Origin of the sequence: Exiguobacterium sp. s64, assembly GCF_018618035.1 — a bacterium.
Classification (GTDB): domain Bacteria; phylum Bacillota; class Bacilli; order Exiguobacteriales; family Exiguobacteriaceae; genus Exiguobacterium; species Exiguobacterium mexicanum_A.
The window spans coordinates 1-16,715 of the sequence record NZ_JACSLH010000006.1 but is presented as its reverse complement, the minus strand read 5'-3'; the positions used below and the strand labels follow the sequence as shown (position 1 = coordinate 16,715).

The window sequence follows — 16,715 nt, the reverse complement described above, 5'->3', positions numbered from 1 at the left end:
AAGCGGACCGTTCGTATTGTGAATACCCTTTCTTCTAACTTATCAAAAATCCTGCTAGAAAGGGGAACGTGATATGTTAGAAGCAGGAAATGGAGGGATTTCGTGAAAATTGCCAAGTTTACGACCCAGAAGAAAAATAAAGACCGGCTCAACGTGTACGTCGAGAAGGACGGGCGTGAGGAGTTTGCGTTCGCCATCGACCTCGACGTCTTCATCAAATATGAATTGACGAAAGGGATGGAGCTCGGAGACGACTTCGTCCGTGACGTCCTTCAAGCCGAAGAAGAACAAAAAGCATATAAAGCGGCCGTCAATTATTTATCGTACCGGATGCGTGCCGTTTCAGAGGTGCGTGACTACCTCGTGAAGAAAGAGATAGATGAGGCAGCCATCAAGCGCGTCATCGAGCGATTAATCGAACAGCGCTACTTGAACGATGCTGAATTTGCCAAAGCCTACACCCAGACGAAGTTCAATACGAGTCCGAGCGGACCGATCAAAATCAAACGAGAACTCACCCAGCTCCGAATCGACGCTGACATCATTGAAGAAGTCATCGGCGCAATTTCACACGAAGACCAGCTTGAAAAGGCCGGAAAATTCGTAAATCGGAAACAAATGGAAACAAATCGCCGTTCTGCCACAGAAGTGCAACAAAGAATTCAACAAACCCTAATGCAAAGGGGATTTACGTTTGATATCATTTCAGAGGCGATTCTCACGTTTTGGGAGAACGAGGATGAGGACGTTGAACTTTCGGCTTGTTTGACACAGGCGGAAAAATTAAATCGGAAGTTCAGTGGATATGCCCCATATGAGCGGAAACAGCGGATGAAGATGCAGCTTCGACGCAAAGGTTTTCCATATGAGGTGATTGATCGGGCTTTAGATCGACTCGCTGAACAAGAGTCATAACGGGAGATTCATTTACGGTAGGGGAAAAATCTGAAAAGGTGGGTCTACATTGACGATTTTTGAATGGATTACAGCACTCATGCCGATTGTGGCAGTGCTCGTATTATTGGTCATTATGCGTTTACCGGCGTCGGTCGCGATGCCGCTCTCGCTCGTATTGACGGCAGGACTGGCGTTCTTCGTCTGGCAACTCGATGCGACACGGATTATGGCGGCGACGTTACAAGGACTCGTGATCGCCGTCACGACGGTCTGGATTGTGTACGGTGCGATTGGGATGATGAATACGATGAAAGAGGGTGGCGGTATGAACGCGATTCGCTCTGGATTCGTTAACATCACACCGGACCCCCGGATTCAAGTGCTCATCGTCGGCTGGTTGTTCGTCTCATTCATCGAAGGTGCTTCGGGCTTCGGGACACCAGCTACGGTTGCGGCGCCACTGTTGATCGCCCTCGGCTTCCCGCCGATTGCAGCGGTCGTCATCGCTTTATCGGCCGACGTCTCGGCGGTCACGTTCGGTGCGGTCGGCACACCAGCTTTAATCGGAATTGGGAACGGGCTGTCGCTTGACGTCAATCAACCGGAAACGATCGAGTTTTTGACAAGCGTCGTCTTACAGACGGTACTCATCGACATGTTCGTCGGTTTGTTGATTCCGTTTATCTTGATTTTGATGCTGACCCGATTCTTTAGCAAAGAGAAGTCAATCAAGCCGGCGCTCGAAGTGTTCCCGATTGCCATTATCGCAGCACTCGTTTACAGTATCCCGGCCTACATTTGGACACTCATCCTCGGATTTGAATTCGGGGGCATGCTCGGCGGGTTGACGGGTCTCGTCATCCTCGTCACAATGGCACGCAAAGGGATCCTCATGCCAAAACGGGTGTGGACGTTCGACGGTTATGCCGATGAGATCGAGCAGCCGCTTGAGAAGCCGTCTGTCGGTAAAGGCAAACGTGAACTTCCGCAGTGGAAGGCGTGGGCGCCATATTTGATTTTGACGATTTTCCTCGTGTTGACACGGACCGTGCCATTCTTGAATGAATTGGCACGCAGTGTCCGCATTGACTTGCCAAACATCATCGGGGTCGAAGGAATCTCGACGTCGTGGGAACCGTTCTATTCGCCAGGGTTCATGTTCATCTTGACGATGATTGCGACATTCTTCCTCCACAACATGAGTTGGTCACAAGTGACTTCGGTCTTTAAAGCGACGACGCTCGGTGTCGTCGGGACGGCCATCACGCTCGCTGCGTCAGTGCCGATGGTTCGAATCTTCATTCACTCAGAAAATGGTGGAGCTGGCCTGGCTTCGATGCCGGTCGAACTCGCCACGGCTGCAGCCGATACGTTCGGCGGTGTCTGGCCGCTCGTCGCACCATGGATTGGGGCGCTCGGCGCCTTCGTTTCCGGATCGGCCACGTTCTCAAACATGATGTTCTCAAGTTTGACGACGAATGTTGCCGAATCCGTTGGTTTGAACGAGACGCTCGCGTTATCGATGCAGATGGCAGGAGCCAACGCCGGTAACATGATTTGTGTCTTGAACGTCGTCGCGGTCGCCTCGGTCGCAGGTCTTCTTGGGAAAGAAGGAACGATCATTCGCTATACGCTCATGCCGATGATTTACTACGTGACGGCGACAGGTCTTGTTGGCTTGATGCTCGCCACCTTCTTCTTGTAAAAAAGTTACAAATTATTTACGACAATAATATTGACAATTTTCTGAACAGTCTGCTAAGGTTTTAGTAGATTTTCAAACTATGAACAGAGAGGAGCCAGCATGATGAAGTACATCCCAACACTACAACGCACACACACAACATCATATGGCTACTCGTATTTGACTGCGTAATTTGGCAGCTGGATAGGGGTAGTGTCCTTTCCCTGACCATGCAAAAGACTGAAGACTCAGAAGCGTACTTCATCCGATTGGTTGCACAATCAGGTGACGTGCGCTTTTTTTGCGTGCACGGAAAGGACGAAAGGGGGAATCAGTCATGAAACTGATTAAACAATTGGATTGGTTTATTAAAAGACAGAAGCGGACGTATATTTTCGCCATCATCTTGTTGATTATCACCGGGGTCGTCGATATGCTCCCGCCGTGGATTATCGGGCAGGCGATTGATGCGATCCGTGAAGGCAGCTTGACGACAGAGCGACTCGTTCTCATCGTCGGGTCATTGCTGAGCATTATGGTTTTATCGTACGTCCTCTCGTATGTATGGATTGCCCGTCTGTTTGGGACGGCGTTCCTGCTCGAGAAGAAATTACGGGCCCGGTTCTTCGGGCACCTGCTCCGCCAGACACCGCGCTTTTATCAACAGCACCGCACCGGGGATTTGATGGCGCTCGCGACGAACGATTTGAAGGCGGTGGAACGGACGGCCGGGTTCGGCGTCATGACGCTCGTCGACTCGTTCAATATGACGCTCATCGCCCTCACAATCATGGGCGTGTTCATCGATTGGAAGTTGACACTCGCCGCACTCTTGCCGATGCCGCTTCTCGCCTGGTCGATGAATAAGCTCGGACGCCAAATCCATGCTCGCTTCACAGCGGCACAGGACGCGTTCGGCGTGATGAACGACCAAGTCGTCGAATCGATTTCAGGCCTTCGGGTCGTCCGTTCGTTCGTCCAAGAAGAGGCGGACACGAAGAAATTCGACACGATCACCGACGACGTGATGGCGAAAAACATGCACGTCGCGAAAATCGACGTCTTGTTCGAACCGGTCATTAAACTGCTCGTCGGCTTGAGCTATTTGATCGGTTTGTCGTTCGGAACGTATCTCGTGTTCACGAACGACATCACACTCGGACAGCTCGTCTCGTTCAACATCTATCTCGGGATGCTCATTTGGCCGATGTACGCGTTCGGGGAACTGATCAACGTCGTGCAACGGGGGACGGCCAGCCTTGAACGAATCGAGGCGACGATGAACGAGACACCGGACGTCGTCTCGACCGGCACGGTCGAAGTCGGCGTCCCGGAGAAAATCACGTTCAAATCACTATCGTTCCAATATCCAGGATCGACCCGAGCCTCGCTTGAAAACATCGTCTTGCACGTGTCGCGTGGCGAGACGATCGGCATCGTCGGACCGACCGGGGCCGGGAAGACGACGCTATTGCGTCAAATGCTCCGCGAGTATCCGATCGATGACTCGCTACTCGTCAACGGGGTCCCGATTCACGACATCAAACTCGATACCGTGCGCGGTTGGAGCGGTTACGTCTCGCAAGAACATTTGCTGTTCTCGAAAACGGTCCGTGACAATATCTTGTTCGGCTCAAACGATGCGACGGAACAAGACCTTGAAACGGCGATTCGACTTGCGGCGTTCGATACCGATATCGAGCATTTAGAGAACGGTCTCGACACGGTCGTCGGGGAACAAGGGGTCATGCTCTCGGGTGGCCAGAAACAACGGCTCTCGATTGCCCGCGCTCTCTTGAAAGACCCAGAGATCCTCTTGCTCGACGATTCGCTTTCAGCGGTCGACGCCAAGACGGAAGCACGCATCATCGATTCGGTCCGGACGAGCCGGGCCGAACAGACGACGTTCATCGTCGCGCACCGCCTGTCCGCTGTCGCCCATGCCGACCAGATTCTTGTGTTGCAAGACGGTCGCGTCACAGAGCGGGGCACACATGACCAACTGATGGAACGACGCGGTTGGTATTATGAACAATACGTTCGACAAGGAGAGTCGGAGTAATCCGGGAAAGGGGGAATCTCTCATGATCGATCAATACGAATTAGATCCAGTCCGCAGGAAAAAAACGATCCGTTCACTCGTCGGCTATGCCAAACAAGTGAGACACTCGATTTTCCTCGGTTTGACCTTACTATTTTTAGCGGTCGGGGCCGAACTAGCCGGACCGTATATCGCCAAAATTATCATCGACGACCATATCGTCGCCATCGAGCGCGATTGGGTTCAAGTCGAGTCAGGCGGGAGTGTCGACTTTGACGGCAACTCCTATGAAAAAGAGACACGGCTCGACGGAGAGACCGTCGTCCGACCTGTCTCGATCGTTCAGACGACGGACGGATACTATCTCGTCCCAGACGCTGTCATGAGTGGTGGGGTACGTGAAGTCGAAGACGGCGTCCTCACCATCACACGGAGCGAGGAATCAGCGACGTACGACAATATCGTGCCGCTCACATCGACCGACGTCTTCCGCTTCTATGAGACGGATTTGCGGGCCGTGCTGTTGTTGTCCGGCCTGTATGTCGTCTTGCTCCTCATCGCGGCGGGTTTGAACTGGGGGCAACAGATGCTCCTCCAGCGATCGGCCCATAAGATTGTCAAGACGATGCGACTCGACGTCATGCGACATTTGCAGACGATTCCGGTCCGCTACTTTGACCAGACACCGATCGGGAAAATCGTCAGCCGCGTCACGAATGACACTGAGACGATTCGCGACCTATATTTGGGCGTGCTCGCACGCGTCTTCCAAAGCGTCGTCATGATGATCGGTGTCCTGATCGCCATGTTCTTCTTGGACGTGCGCCTCGGTCTCGTCTCGCTCATCATCATCCCGGTCGTCATCGTCTGGATTAAGCTGTTCCAACGCCTGTCGACCCGAAACAACTTCCGTGTCCGTGCCCTCGTCGCGGATATGAACGCCCAATTGAATGAGAGCATCCAGACGATGCCGATCATTCAGTCGTACGTCAAAGAAAATCTCGTCTATGACGAGTTCAACGAGAAAAACAGCGACAACTTCCAAACGAGACGGAAACTGCTCAAACTGGATGCGCTCATGTCGCACAACTTGGTCAACTTCTTCCGCAACATGGCGCTCGCCTTACTCATCTGGGTCGTCGGTGCGCAGACGCTTGGAACGGGCAGCGTGCTCACGCTCGGGATTTTATACGCCTATATCGATTACGTGTCACGGATCTTTGAGCCGGTCACACAAATCATGAACCAACTGTCCCCGCTCCAACAAGCGCTCGTCTCGGCAGACCGGATGTTCCAGTTGCTCGACGAGAAAGGGGAAGACGTGTCCACGGAACGGATTGCACGCTTTAAAGGCGAGGTCGCCTTCGAGGACGTGTCGTTCAGCTATGAGGCCGGGAAACCGGTGCTTCAACACATCGACATCCATGCGGCACCGGGTGAGACGGTGGCGCTCGTCGGTCATACGGGCAGCGGCAAGAGTTCGATCATGAACCTGCTCATGCGTTTTTATGACCCGTCAGAAGGAACGCTCAACATTGATGGCATGGACGTGACGAAACTGCCGACGCAAGCCGTACGCGCCCATCTCGGTATCGTGCTCCAAGACCCGTTCTTGTTCACGGGTTCGATTCGGACGAACGTGACGCTCGGTGACGAGACGATCTCGGACGAGCGGATTTGGCAAGCGTTGACGGCGGTCGGAGCCGATCGATTCGTCAAACAGTTGCCACATGGAATAGACGAGCCGGTCATCGAACGCGGCGCCTCGCTCTCGAGCGGAGAGCGCCAGTTGATCAGTTTCGCCCGTGCCCTCGTCTTCGACCCAGCCATCCTTGTCTTAGATGAGGCGACGGCAAGTGTCGATTCGGAGACAGAAGCGCTCATCCAAGACGCGCTCAAGACGCTCACGTACGGGCGGACGACGTTCGTCATCGCGCACCGTCTCTCGACGATACGGGAAGCGGACCAAATCCTCGTCCTCGATCACGGTCACATCATCGAGCGAGGCAACCATCAATCACTCATCGCTGATGGCGGGGTCTACGCCCGGATGCATGAGTTGCAAAGTAAACAACAAGCCATCAGTTGAGGAGGTCTTATGGAGATTATCGGAAAGCATAACCGGGCCAAAGTGTTCAATGAACGGATTGACGATACGACGCGGGCCCAAATCCAAACACTTGTCGATCAACCGTTCACGCGAGGCGCCTCGATTCGAATCATGCCGGACATGCATGCCGGCAAAGGATCGGTCGTCGGGACGACGATGACGATTCACGACAAGGTCGTGCCGAACCTCGTCGGCGTCGACCTTGGGTGTGGCATGCTCTGTACGGAGATCAAGGTAAAGCGCATCGACTTTCAACGGCTCGACGACGTCATCCGTCAATATGTACCGAGTGGGATGAACATCCGGGATGCGGAACACCCTTACGCCTCCGAGCTCCCGCTCGAGGACGTGCGGGCACCGTATAAACTGGACCGGGCCCTCCGCTCGGTCGGCACGCTCGGTTCGGGCAATCATTTCATCGAAGTGAACCGGGACGAGGCCGGACGCACGTTTCTCGTCATTCATTCCGGCTCACGCCACCTCGGTGTCCAAATCGCCGATCATTATCAACAGTTGGCGGTCGAACACATGATGAAGACGACCGACATTCAAGACGAGATTGAACGGATGAAGGCAACGGGGCGGCAGCAGGACATCTCGGCCTATCTCGAGACGGAGCGTGAGGTACGGAAACGATTCCGCGACCTTGCCTACGTCGAAGGGGAAGCGATGGAAGATTATATGCACGACGTGCGCATCGCACAGCAGTATGCGGCCGCCAACCGTCTCGCCATGACCGACGTCATCGTCGAGGCGATGAACTGGAACGTCGTCGATCAATTCGATACGGTCCACAATTATATCGACCACGACGCGATGATGCTTCGGAAAGGGGCCATCTCGGCGCGGAACGGCGAGCGGGTCATCATCCCGATGAACATGCGCGACGGCTCGCTCATTTGTACCGGGAAAGGCAACCCGGATTGGAACTACTCGGGTCCACACGGTGCGGGTCGCGTCATGTCGCGCTCGGCCGCGCGAAAACGCGTCGACTTCAACGAATTTAAAAAGTCGATGGCGGATGTCTGGTCAACTTCGGTCCGACCATCGACGATTGACGAGTCACCGTTCGTCTATAAGTCGATGAAGGAAATCGTCCGTTATATCGAGCCGGCTGTCACCATCAATCAAGTCATCAAACCGCTCTACAACTTCAAGGCGAACTGAAAGGGCGAATTCAGTTTCGCCTTTTTCTTTTCCGCGAAAAATCTGATACGCTACAAGAGAGGTGAGCGAAATGGAAAAACGATTGAGTGATTTATCGAAATATGAACTCGAACAAGAGATTCGAGCGCTCCATGAACGGAAGCGGAAAGCCGAACAGATGGGCATGGTCAGTGAAATCGAGGTCGTCTTGCGACGCATCGCGATCGCCGAGAGTTATTTGATTGACCCGAAATCGTTCAAGCCGGGGACGACGTACATCGTCAACTATAATGACCGTCCGTTCCGATTGAAATTTGTGAACGGCGTCATGGGCTGGGGGACGTTCGAAGGGGAGACGGCTGAACATGCGATTCCGCTCTCAGAGCTGTCGGAGGTGAAAGCATGAACCGGACCGAACAATACGAGCGCTTGGCCGAAATCTTGAAACAGAAGAACGATGTCTTGAGCGAGCTCGAGGCGTTGACGTGGGTTGAAGTGTTGTGGGAGGATTTTGAGACGACGCTCGCCCGTGCCGGCGAACCGTATCCAGGGGAAGCGAAATCGTTCCAATACGTCGTCCAACAGATCGATGCATACGGGCCCCAGCTTCACTTGTTCCAAACGAAAAACGAGAAGTTCAAACATTTGATGTCCCAGCGCGACATCCATTAAAATCACGCCGGAAATCGGCGTGATTTTTTACTTGCAAACTGCACACAATCCGTTATAATAAAGGTCGCTATTAGTTCGCTTTGTAGTTAAGTATTTATAAACTTTCTTTAGTTGGAATCATCTTTCACTAAACTTGAATCAAAGCTGAAAGGAGGGATTGTGACTTGGAAGTCGGTCAAAAAATCAAGCGGCTCCGCGTCAAGAAAGGGCTGACGCAAGAAGAGTTGGCCGAGCGCACGGATTTGAGCAAAGGCTATATTTCTCAAATCGAGCGTGATTTGAGTTCACCTTCGCTTGAGACGCTATTCGACTTGTTGGAAGTGCTCGGATGTTCGCCGAAAGAATTTTTTGATGAAGATGTGAATCAAAAAGTGATCTATACCGAGGACGATCGGACCGTCTACGTCGACGAGGAACGGAAATATCGGACTGAATGGCTCATCCCGGAATCGAACGAAAAAGAGATGGAACCGATTTTGCTGACGTTCTCCAAACATGGGGAATTCAAGCGTTACGAGCCTTCCCGTTCGGAGACGTTCGTCTACGTCCTGTCAGGGCGGGTCGCTCTCAAGCTCGGCCACCACACATACTTCGCAAAAGCCGGAGAAACGTTATATTATGTCGCCTCCGATTCGCATCAACTCGTCAACGACTATGACGGCGAGAGTGAATGTTTAATCGTCGCGACCCATTCATATTTATAAGGGAGGAACTGAAATGAACCCAGAAACGATTATTCGCTTTGACAATGTGTCGAAGCGTTACGATGACACCGTCGTCTTAGAAAACATCAGCTTCGAGATTAAGAAAGGGAAGTTCTACACGTTGCTCGGACCGTCTGGCTGTGGGAAGACGACGATTTTGCGTCTGATCGCAGGTTTCACGGATGCGACAGAAGGCGATATCCAGTTCAACGGGAAGCGCATTAACGACGTCCCAGCGAACAAACGTCAAGTGAACACTGTGTTTCAAGACTATGCGCTCTTCCCGCACTTGAACGTGTTCGAGAATGTCGCATTCGGTCTGCGCATCAAAAAGATGAAAGAAGCGGACGTGAAGACGAAAGTCGAACAGGCGCTCAAATTCGTTAACTTGAAAGGGTACGAGTCACGTGAAATCGATGAGATGTCAGGCGGGCAACGACAGCGTGTCGCCATCGCCCGTGCCATCGTCAACGAACCGGAAGTCATCTTGCTCGATGAGCCGCTCTCGGCGCTCGATTTGAAGCTCCGGACCGAGATGCAATATGAGCTTCGTGAATTGCAACAGCGTCTCGGCATCACGTTCATCTTTGTCACGCACGACCAAGAAGAAGCGCTCGCCATGTCGGATGAGATTTTCGTCATGAATAACGGAAAGATCGTCCAAAGCGGGACACCGACCGACATTTACGACGAGCCGATCAACCGTTTCGTCGCTGATTTTATCGGAGAGTCGAATATCGTACCGGGCGTCATGCCAGAAGATAACATTGTCACGTTCGCCGGGAAGACGTTCGATTGTGTCGACCAAGGGTTTGATCGCAATGAAAAAGTCGAAGTCATCATCCGTCCGGAAGATTTGGAGATGACGTCGGTCGACTCGGCGAAACTGGTCGTCGACGTCGACTCGCAACTGTTCCGCGGCGTCCACTATGAGATTTGCTGCTATGACCAAGAAGGGAACGAATGGCTCGTCCATTCAACGAAAAAATCGGTCGTCGGCTCAAAAATCGGCCTCACGTTCGATGACGAGGCGATTCACGTCATGCGCTTAGGGGAGACGGAGGAAGAGTTCGACCGTCGTCTCGAGTCCTATGAGGAGGTCACTCATGAATCAAACTAGTCAAACCGCGAAGACGGTCTATTTGACGACCTATTGGTTATGGATCGCGCTGTTCGTCATCGCGCCGCTCCTGCTCGTCGTCTACTACTCGTTTTTTGATATCGAAGGGAACTTGAGTTTAGAGAACTATCAGATGTTCTTCACGTCGACGTATTTGACGATGACGTTGTCTTCCTTCTGGTATGCGTTCTTGATCACGTTCTTCTCGCTGTTGATCGGGTATCCGACCGCCTATTTATTGACGAAGACAAAGCATAAGCAACTTTGGCTTTTGCTCATCATTTTGCCATCATGGATCAACTTATTGCTTAAAGCCTATGCATTCCTCGGCATCTTCGGGACGTATGGCATCACGAACCAATTTTTAGAGGCGATTGGCATCGGGACACAACAGATTTTGTTCACGGATTTTAGTTTCGTGTTCGTGTCGGTGTACATCTTCATCCCATTCATGATCTTGCCGATTTATAACGCCATTGAAAAGCTCCCGCCGTCGCTCGTCTATGCGTCGCGTGACCTCGGGGCCTCGAACTGGACGACATTCCGCCGGGTCATCTTCCCGCTCACGCTCGACGGCGTGAAGTCAGGGATTCAAATCGTCTTTATCCCGGCATTGTCACTGTTCATGATCACCCGACTCATCGCCGGAAACCGAGTCATCACGCTCGGGACGGCGATTGAACAACAATTCCTCGTCACGCAAAACTGGGGCATGGGCTCGACGATTGCCGTGTTCTTGATTTTGGCGATGGTCCTCGTCATGGTCATCACACGTGACTGGGGCGCGAAAGGAGCGGTGCGTCGATGAAACCGAAAAAATTTAAATTAGCCAACCTCTATTTGATGGCGGTGTTCTTCATCCTCTACGCACCAATCATCTACTTGGTCGTCTACTCGTTCAACAGTGGCGGGACGATGAGTAACTTTGAAGGCTTCACGCTCGACTGGTACAAGTCGCTCTTTACCGACACACGCCTGCTCGTCATCGTCTTGAACACGATCGTCATCGCTCTGCTGTCGGCGACGATCTCGACCGTGCTCGGCGTCATCGGCGCGCTCGCCATCTATACGGCGCGGCAACGCTTCACGAAGACGTCGCTCTTATCGCTCAACAACGTGTTGATCGTTAGTCCGGACGTCATCATCGGGGCGTCGTTCCTCATCCTGTTTACGATGCTCGGGATTCAGCTCGGTTTCTACTCGGTGCTATTGGCGCATATCGCTTTCTCGGTGCCGATCGTCGTCATCTTGGTCTTGCCGAAGCTGCAAGAGATGAGCCCGACGCTCATCGATGCGTCGCGTGACCTCGGCGCGAGCACGTGGGACGTGTTGACGAAAGTCATCTTGCCGTATATCACACCGGGCATCTTCGCCGGGTTCTTCACGGCGCTCACGTATTCGCTCGATGACTTTGCCGTCACGTTCTTCGTGACCGGCAACGGCTTTACGACACTTGCCGTCGAAGTCTACTCACGGGCTCGCCAAGGTATCTCGCTCGAAATTAACGCCTTGTCAGCCATCTTGTTCTTGTTCACACTCATTCTCGTCCTTGGGTATTATGTACTTGCCCAACGCGGTGGTAAAGCGAAGGAGGTAAGACGATGAAAAAATTGGTCATCATGTTGACGGTACCGGTCGTCGTCAGTTTCGGCCTTTTGCTCTGGGTGTATCAAATCAATATGGCGCAAGGGTTCGGCGGCGATAACACGCTCGTCGTCTACAACTGGGGCGATTATATCGATGAAGACTTGATTGGCGAGTTCGAGGAAGAGACGGGCTTGAAAGTCATCTATCAGACGTTCGACTCGAACGAGGCGATGCTCACGAAAATCGAGCAAGGCGGTACGGCGTTCGACATTGCGGTCCCGTCGGATTACGCCATCAGTAAAATGATCGAAGAGGACCTGCTCCTGCCAATCGATTATGACAAGCTCGAGAACTTCGATAACATTGACCCACGTTTCCTCGACAAGTCGTTCGATCCGGGTAACACGTACTCGGTCCCTTACTTCTGGGGAACGGTCGGTATCGTGTACAACCCTGAGCTCGTCGACGGTGAGATTACGTCATGGAACGACCTATGGGACATGCCGCTCGAGAATGACATCTTGCTCGCAGACGGGACTCGTGAGGTGATGGGCTTCGGTCTGAACTCGCTCGGTTACTCGCTCAACACGACGGACAAAGACGAGTTGCTCGAGGCGGAGAAAAAGCTCGAGACGCTCTGGCCGAACATCAAAGCGATCGTCGGCGATGAAATCAAGATGCTCATGGCCAATCGCGAAGCGGCCGCGGCCGTCGTCTGGTCAGGTGACGCCTCCGAAATCATGTACGAGAACGAAGAGTTGACGTACGTGATCCCGGAAGAAGGGACGAATCTCTGGTTCGACAACCTCGTCATCCCGAACACATCGAAAAACGTCGAAGGCGCGCACCAGTTCATCGACTTCATGCTTGACGCGGAAATCGCGGCCCGCAATACCGACTATGTCGGATATTCGACACCGAACGAAGCGGCACTTGAATTCTTAGATGAAGAAGTGACGTCAGACGAACGTTTTTATCCGTCAAAAGAAGTGACAGATGAGCTCGAAGTGTATGAGAACTTAGGCAAGCGCATGAACGCGTACTACAACGAACTCTACTTGCGCTTTAAAATGCAAAGTAAATAAAAGGAGTCCCGCTCACCGTGAGCGGGACTTTTTTGGATGGGGCGGGGAATCACGTCACCCGTTGCTTGGCAGCGATATGGGCCTCCCTGACGGCTTCGTCCGCAGATGCGAATTGGAGCAGCTGCTCGTAGATGGCCGTCTGTTCCGCCAACGTCAACCGGGCCTCGCCTGGCAAGGCAATCTGCTGTTTCCATGTCTTCCGGTTCAAGACGGGAACGTCCGCCACGTCGATGCGTTTCAAGGTCGACCGGTCGCTGAAGACGATCCAAGAGTGGAGCAGACTCCGCTCCACAGCAAGCTTTTGTTCCATCGCTTTCATATGCAACTCGTTTTGTTTAATCGGATTGAAAAAGCGGAACTTCTTTCGATTCGGCATCGACTGCGTCCAGTGCCGTTCTTGTTCATGTCCAAAAATCCAGCCGCTATAATTTTTTGACTCAATCACGTGGACACCACTCTGGTTGATGAACACCACATCGATTTCAGTCGTACGCTCTCGATTCTTTGGATGGGGCAAATATAGATTCGTCAAGATGAAGGGATTCGGGACGCGCTCCTCGATGGCGGCGACACATAAATACTCGCCGTATAAGCCGGTGTCTTGAACGACTTTGAAATAGCTGTGTCCGGTCTGGGCGTAATAGCGGCTCCGTTTATAGCGCTTGACCTTCGTATACAACATACCGCTCATCACCAGGAACAAAGGACCGAATAGACTGACCAATGAAATCAACATTCCGTTGAACGTGCTCGTTAGAAGCTCGGACATGGGCTGCCTCCTTTCGTGTCTCTCTTTACTATATCGAATCGAGCCGATTTTTAGGTTGATTTTTGGGGATAATTGGAAATGTGATTTTAAGAAAAAGATGTCTATTGATTGAAAAAAGACCTGCCATCGAGATGACTGGTCTTCTACATTCAGCTTTGATGCAACTCGGCCCGTTCTTCGTCCGTGAACACGCGGGAACGACTTAAAAATCGTTTTCCTTCCACGCCCTCGACCGAGAACATGCCGCCCCGGCCCTCGACGACGTCGATGATGAGCTGGGTGTGTTTCCAATAATCGTATTGCTTCTCGTGCATATAGAACGGACACCCACCAATCTCACCGAGCAGGACGTCATGATCCCCGATCATGAACTCATCTTGGGGGAAACACATCGGGGAGCTCCCGTCACAACAACCGCCCGACTGGTGAAACAAGAGCGGTCCATGTTTTCGTTTCAGCTGTTCGAGGAGCGCGAGCGTGGCGGGGGTGGCCTCGACGCGATTCACCATCTCAGAAGAACCCGAGTTTTTGTTCGCTATAGCTGACGAGCATGTTTTTCGTCCGTTGATAATGGTTGAGCATCATCTTATGGTTCTCACGGCCAATCCCAGACATCTTGTATCCGCCGAACGCGGCATGGGCCGGATATTGGTGATAGCAGTTGATCCAGACGCGACCGGCTTGAATCTCGCGACCGAACCGGTAAGCCCGATTCATGTCACGCGTCCAAACGCCGGCACCGAGTCCATATAACGTGTCATTCGCGATGGCGAGCGCCTCGGCATCGTCCTTGAACGTCGTCACCGACAAGACCGGTCCGAAAATCTCTTCTTGGAAGATACGCATCTTGTTATGGCCTTTGAAGATGGTCGGCTGCACATAATAACCGTCAGCGAGTTCGCCGTCCATCATGTTGCGTTCACCGCCGATGAGGCACTCCGCGCCTTCCGACTTTCCAATCTCCAAATACGACAAGATTTTTTCCATCTGCTCATTTGAGGCTTGGGCACCCATCATGACGTCAGGGTCGAGCGGATTTCCGAGTTTGATCGCTTTGACCCGTTCGAGGACGCGTTCCATGAATGGCTCATAAATCGACTCGTGGATGAGCGCGCGTGATGGGCACGTGCATACCTCGCCTTGGTTCAAGGCGAACATGACGAGTCCTTCGATCGACTTGTCAAAGAAATCATCATCGGCGTCCATGATGTCGGCAAAGAAGATGTTCGGCGATTTGCCGCCGAGTTCGAGCGTGACCGGGATGATGTTTTGTGAGGCATACTGCATGATGAGTCGACCTGTCGTCGTCTCACCCGTGAACGCGACCTTATCGACGCGGTCGCTCGACGCGAGCGGTTTGCCGGCCTCGAGTCCGAACCCGTTGACGATATTCAACACGCCTGGCGGGAGCAAGTCTTCAATCAATTCCATGAGCACCATGATGGAAGCAGGCGTCTGTTCAGCTGGTTTCAACACGATACAGTTTCCGGCAGCAAGGGCCGGCGCGACTTTCCAGACCGCCATCAAAATCGGGAAGTTCCATGGGATGATTTGGGCGACGACACCGAGCGGTTCATTGAAATGATAAGCGACCGTGTCGTTGTCGAGTTCACTGATGCCGCCTTCCTGTGACCGGATGACGCCCGCAAAATAGCGGAAGTGATCGATGGCGAGCGGAAGGTCGGCGTTGAGCGTCTCACGGACGGCTTTCCCGTTCTCCCACGTCTCAGCGTATGCGAGCATTTCGAGGTTCGCTTCCATACGATCGGCGATCTTATTTAAAATGACAGAGCGTTCGGTGACCGACGTTTTGCCCCAGGAGTCTTTGGCGGCATGGGCAGAATCCAAGGCGAGCTCGATATCTTCTTTCGTCGAGCGGGCGACTTCGCATAAAACTTTACCATTTACCGGAGAGGTGTTCTCAAAATATTCTCCCCCTGCAGGCGCGGTCCACTTTCCGTTGATGTAGTTTTCATAGCGGTCTTTAAAGTGAACTTTCGTGCCTGTCGAGTTTGGGACTTCATAAATCATGGTCGTTCCTCCCTTTTCCGTAAAGTGTAAGGACCTTATGTATGCGCTTACATTTTACTGTAAGCCAACTGTTCCCTTTTTCCATCGTAACGGGAGGATGTGATAAAAGTCAAAATTTTTTGACAATAATTTGTCACATTTAGCAGGTAATGTTTTGAAGTCAAGATTTGTGGTAAACATCATATTAGTATCAATTTTAAATCGAAGGAGTGGACGTAATAATGGCAAAAACATATCAAGTCGACCCGGCACACAGTTCGATTACATTTACGGTCAAGCATATGATGATCTCGAAAGTAAAAGGGGAGTTCAAAGATTTTCACGTCGAAGCGAACGGACAACCGGACGATCTCGCGAACGCCCGCGTGAACGTGACGATCAAGGCGGCATCGATCGATACGAATAACAGCGATCGCGACAACCATTTACGGTCCGGAGACTTCTTCGATGTGGAGCAACACGAGGACATCGTGTTCGAGTCAACATCGTTCCGCTCAAAAGGCGGCGGTGAATTCGAACTGACCGGGAATTTGACAATTCGCGGGACGACCCGGGAAGAGACGTTCGAAGTCGAATATGAGGGAAGCGCGAAAGATCCATGGGGCAACATGAAGCACGCCTTCACCGGTGACGGGTCGATCAACCGGGAAGATTACGGATTGACGTGGAACCAGGCGCTTGAAGCGGGCGGCGTCCTCGTCGATAAAAAAGTGAAGTTTGACTTTGAGCTCCAGTTCACGGAGTCGGAGGCATAAAAAAAAGTCGCTCTCGCGAGCGACTTTCAGACTGTAGACAAAACATTGTCTGCAGTCTTTTTTATTTGCCCGACCGGGCACAGCTCGCTTTTCTGGGGGCAAGCAGGGAGCCGC

Annotated in this window: 16 protein-coding genes; 13 read left to right on the top strand and 3 right to left on the bottom strand. The window is 52.4% G+C overall.

Features of this window, described 5'->3' with window-relative positions:
* Window positions 1-102 precede the first annotated feature (102 nt).
* From recX to KNP64_RS09860, 12 genes are all read left to right on the top strand, one after another.
* Window positions 103-915: a recombination regulator RecX gene (gene recX, locus KNP64_RS09915; RefSeq protein WP_214764198.1), complete on the top strand. Its 813-nt coding sequence runs from the start codon at window positions 103-105 to the stop codon at window positions 913-915.
* A 49-nt stretch (window positions 916-964) separates the two neighbouring features.
* Window positions 965-2,602, top strand: coding sequence for an L-lactate permease (locus KNP64_RS09910; protein WP_214764197.1), 1,638 nt, complete (start codon window positions 965-967; stop codon window positions 2,600-2,602).
* Window positions 2,603-2,918: 316 nt separating this feature from the next.
* Entirely contained in the window at window positions 2,919-4,643 is a 1,725-nt protein-coding gene (locus KNP64_RS09905) for an ABC transporter ATP-binding protein (RefSeq protein ID WP_214793271.1), read from the top strand.
* Window positions 4,644-4,665: 22 nt separating this feature from the next.
* Window positions 4,666-6,711: an ABC transporter ATP-binding protein gene (locus tag KNP64_RS09900; protein ID WP_214793274.1), complete on the top strand. Its 2,046-nt coding sequence runs from the start codon at window positions 4,666-4,668 to the stop codon at window positions 6,709-6,711.
* Window positions 6,712-6,720: 9 nt separating this feature from the next.
* Window positions 6,721-7,899, top strand: coding sequence for an RtcB family protein (locus KNP64_RS09895; protein WP_214793277.1), 1,179 nt, complete (start codon window positions 6,721-6,723; stop codon window positions 7,897-7,899).
* A 70-nt stretch (window positions 7,900-7,969) separates the two neighbouring features.
* On the top strand, window positions 7,970-8,284 hold the full coding sequence (locus tag KNP64_RS09890; RefSeq protein ID WP_214793279.1) for a YfhH family protein: 315 nt from the start codon (window positions 7,970-7,972) through the stop codon (window positions 8,282-8,284).
* Entirely contained in the window at window positions 8,281-8,550 is a 270-nt protein-coding gene (locus tag KNP64_RS09885; RefSeq protein WP_214754143.1) for a YfhJ family protein, read from the top strand. Before KNP64_RS09890 ends, KNP64_RS09885 begins: the two co-directional genes overlap by 4 nt.
* A 164-nt stretch (window positions 8,551-8,714) precedes the next feature.
* The gene (locus KNP64_RS09880) at window positions 8,715-9,254 is read left to right on the top strand and encodes a helix-turn-helix domain-containing protein (RefSeq protein ID WP_214793282.1); all 540 of its coding nucleotides are present in this window, start codon (window positions 8,715-8,717) and stop codon (window positions 9,252-9,254) included.
* A 13-nt stretch (window positions 9,255-9,267) separates the two neighbouring features.
* Window positions 9,268-10,374 carry an ABC transporter ATP-binding protein gene (locus KNP64_RS09875; protein WP_214793285.1) on the top strand — a complete coding sequence of 369 codons (1,107 nt, stop codon included), beginning with the start codon at window positions 9,268-9,270 and terminating at the stop codon, window positions 10,372-10,374.
* Window positions 10,361-11,182 carry an ABC transporter permease gene (locus KNP64_RS09870; protein WP_034780994.1) on the top strand — a complete coding sequence of 274 codons (822 nt, stop codon included), beginning with the start codon at window positions 10,361-10,363 and terminating at the stop codon, window positions 11,180-11,182. The genes KNP64_RS09875 and KNP64_RS09870 overlap by 14 nt, the downstream gene beginning before the upstream one ends.
* The gene (locus KNP64_RS09865) at window positions 11,179-11,979 is read left to right on the top strand and encodes an ABC transporter permease (protein ID WP_034780992.1); all 801 of its coding nucleotides are present in this window, start codon (window positions 11,179-11,181) and stop codon (window positions 11,977-11,979) included. The genes KNP64_RS09870 and KNP64_RS09865 overlap by 4 nt, the downstream gene beginning before the upstream one ends.
* Window positions 11,976-13,046, top strand: a complete 1,071-nt coding sequence (locus tag KNP64_RS09860) for an ABC transporter substrate-binding protein (protein ID WP_214793288.1) — start codon at window positions 11,976-11,978, stop codon at window positions 13,044-13,046. The genes KNP64_RS09865 and KNP64_RS09860 overlap by 4 nt, the downstream gene beginning before the upstream one ends.
* Before the next feature lie 49 nt (window positions 13,047-13,095).
* Here KNP64_RS09860 and KNP64_RS09855 read toward each other — a convergent pair whose 3' ends face one another.
* From KNP64_RS09855 to exaC, 3 genes are all read right to left on the bottom strand, one after another.
* The gene (locus KNP64_RS09855; protein ID WP_214793291.1) at window positions 13,096-13,815 is read right to left on the bottom strand and encodes a nuclease-related domain-containing protein; all 720 of its coding nucleotides are present in this window, start codon (window positions 13,813-13,815) and stop codon (window positions 13,096-13,098) included.
* Window positions 13,816-13,964: 149 nt separating this feature from the next.
* Window positions 13,965-14,324: a DUF779 domain-containing protein gene (locus KNP64_RS09850; RefSeq protein ID WP_214793294.1), complete on the bottom strand. Its 360-nt coding sequence runs from the start codon at window positions 14,322-14,324 to the stop codon at window positions 13,965-13,967.
* Between the two features lies 1 nt (window position 14,325).
* Window positions 14,326-15,846 carry an acetaldehyde dehydrogenase ExaC gene (exaC, locus tag KNP64_RS09845; protein ID WP_214793297.1) on the bottom strand — a complete coding sequence of 507 codons (1,521 nt, stop codon included), beginning with the start codon at window positions 15,844-15,846 and terminating at the stop codon, window positions 14,326-14,328.
* A gap of 221 nt (window positions 15,847-16,067) precedes the next feature.
* Here exaC and KNP64_RS09840 point away from each other — a divergent pair, with 221 nt between their 5' ends.
* Window positions 16,068-16,601, top strand: a complete 534-nt coding sequence (locus KNP64_RS09840; RefSeq protein WP_034780985.1) for a YceI family protein — start codon at window positions 16,068-16,070, stop codon at window positions 16,599-16,601.
* The last annotated feature ends 114 nt before the right edge of the window (window positions 16,602-16,715 follow it).

Coding starts and splice junctions, on each gene's coding strand:
- KNP64_RS09905 (WP_214793271.1), top strand. CDS start 2,919: ATGAAACTGATTAAACAATTGGATTGGTTTATTAAAAGACAGAAGCGG.
- KNP64_RS09900 (WP_214793274.1), top strand. CDS start 4,666: ATGATCGATCAATACGAATTAGATCCAGTCCGCAGGAAAAAAACGATC.
- KNP64_RS09895 (WP_214793277.1), top strand. CDS start 6,721: ATGGAGATTATCGGAAAGCATAACCGGGCCAAAGTGTTCAATGAACGG.
- KNP64_RS09890 (WP_214793279.1), top strand. CDS start 7,970: ATGGAAAAACGATTGAGTGATTTATCGAAATATGAACTCGAACAAGAG.
- KNP64_RS09885 (WP_214754143.1), top strand. CDS start 8,281: ATGAACCGGACCGAACAATACGAGCGCTTGGCCGAAATCTTGAAACAG.
- KNP64_RS09875 (WP_214793285.1), top strand. CDS start 9,268: ATGAACCCAGAAACGATTATTCGCTTTGACAATGTGTCGAAGCGTTAC.
- KNP64_RS09870 (WP_034780994.1), top strand. CDS start 10,361: ATGAATCAAACTAGTCAAACCGCGAAGACGGTCTATTTGACGACCTAT.
- KNP64_RS09865 (WP_034780992.1), top strand. CDS start 11,179: ATGAAACCGAAAAAATTTAAATTAGCCAACCTCTATTTGATGGCGGTG.
- KNP64_RS09860 (WP_214793288.1), top strand. CDS start 11,976: ATGAAAAAATTGGTCATCATGTTGACGGTACCGGTCGTCGTCAGTTTC.
- KNP64_RS09855 (WP_214793291.1), bottom strand. CDS start 13,815: ATGTCCGAGCTTCTAACGAGCACGTTCAACGGAATGTTGATTTCATTG.
- KNP64_RS09850 (WP_214793294.1), bottom strand. CDS start 14,324: ATGGTGAATCGCGTCGAGGCCACCCCCGCCACGCTCGCGCTCCTCGAA.
- exaC (WP_214793297.1), bottom strand. CDS start 15,846: ATGATTTATGAAGTCCCAAACTCGACAGGCACGAAAGTTCACTTTAAA.
- KNP64_RS09840 (WP_034780985.1), top strand. CDS start 16,068: ATGGCAAAAACATATCAAGTCGACCCGGCACACAGTTCGATTACATTT.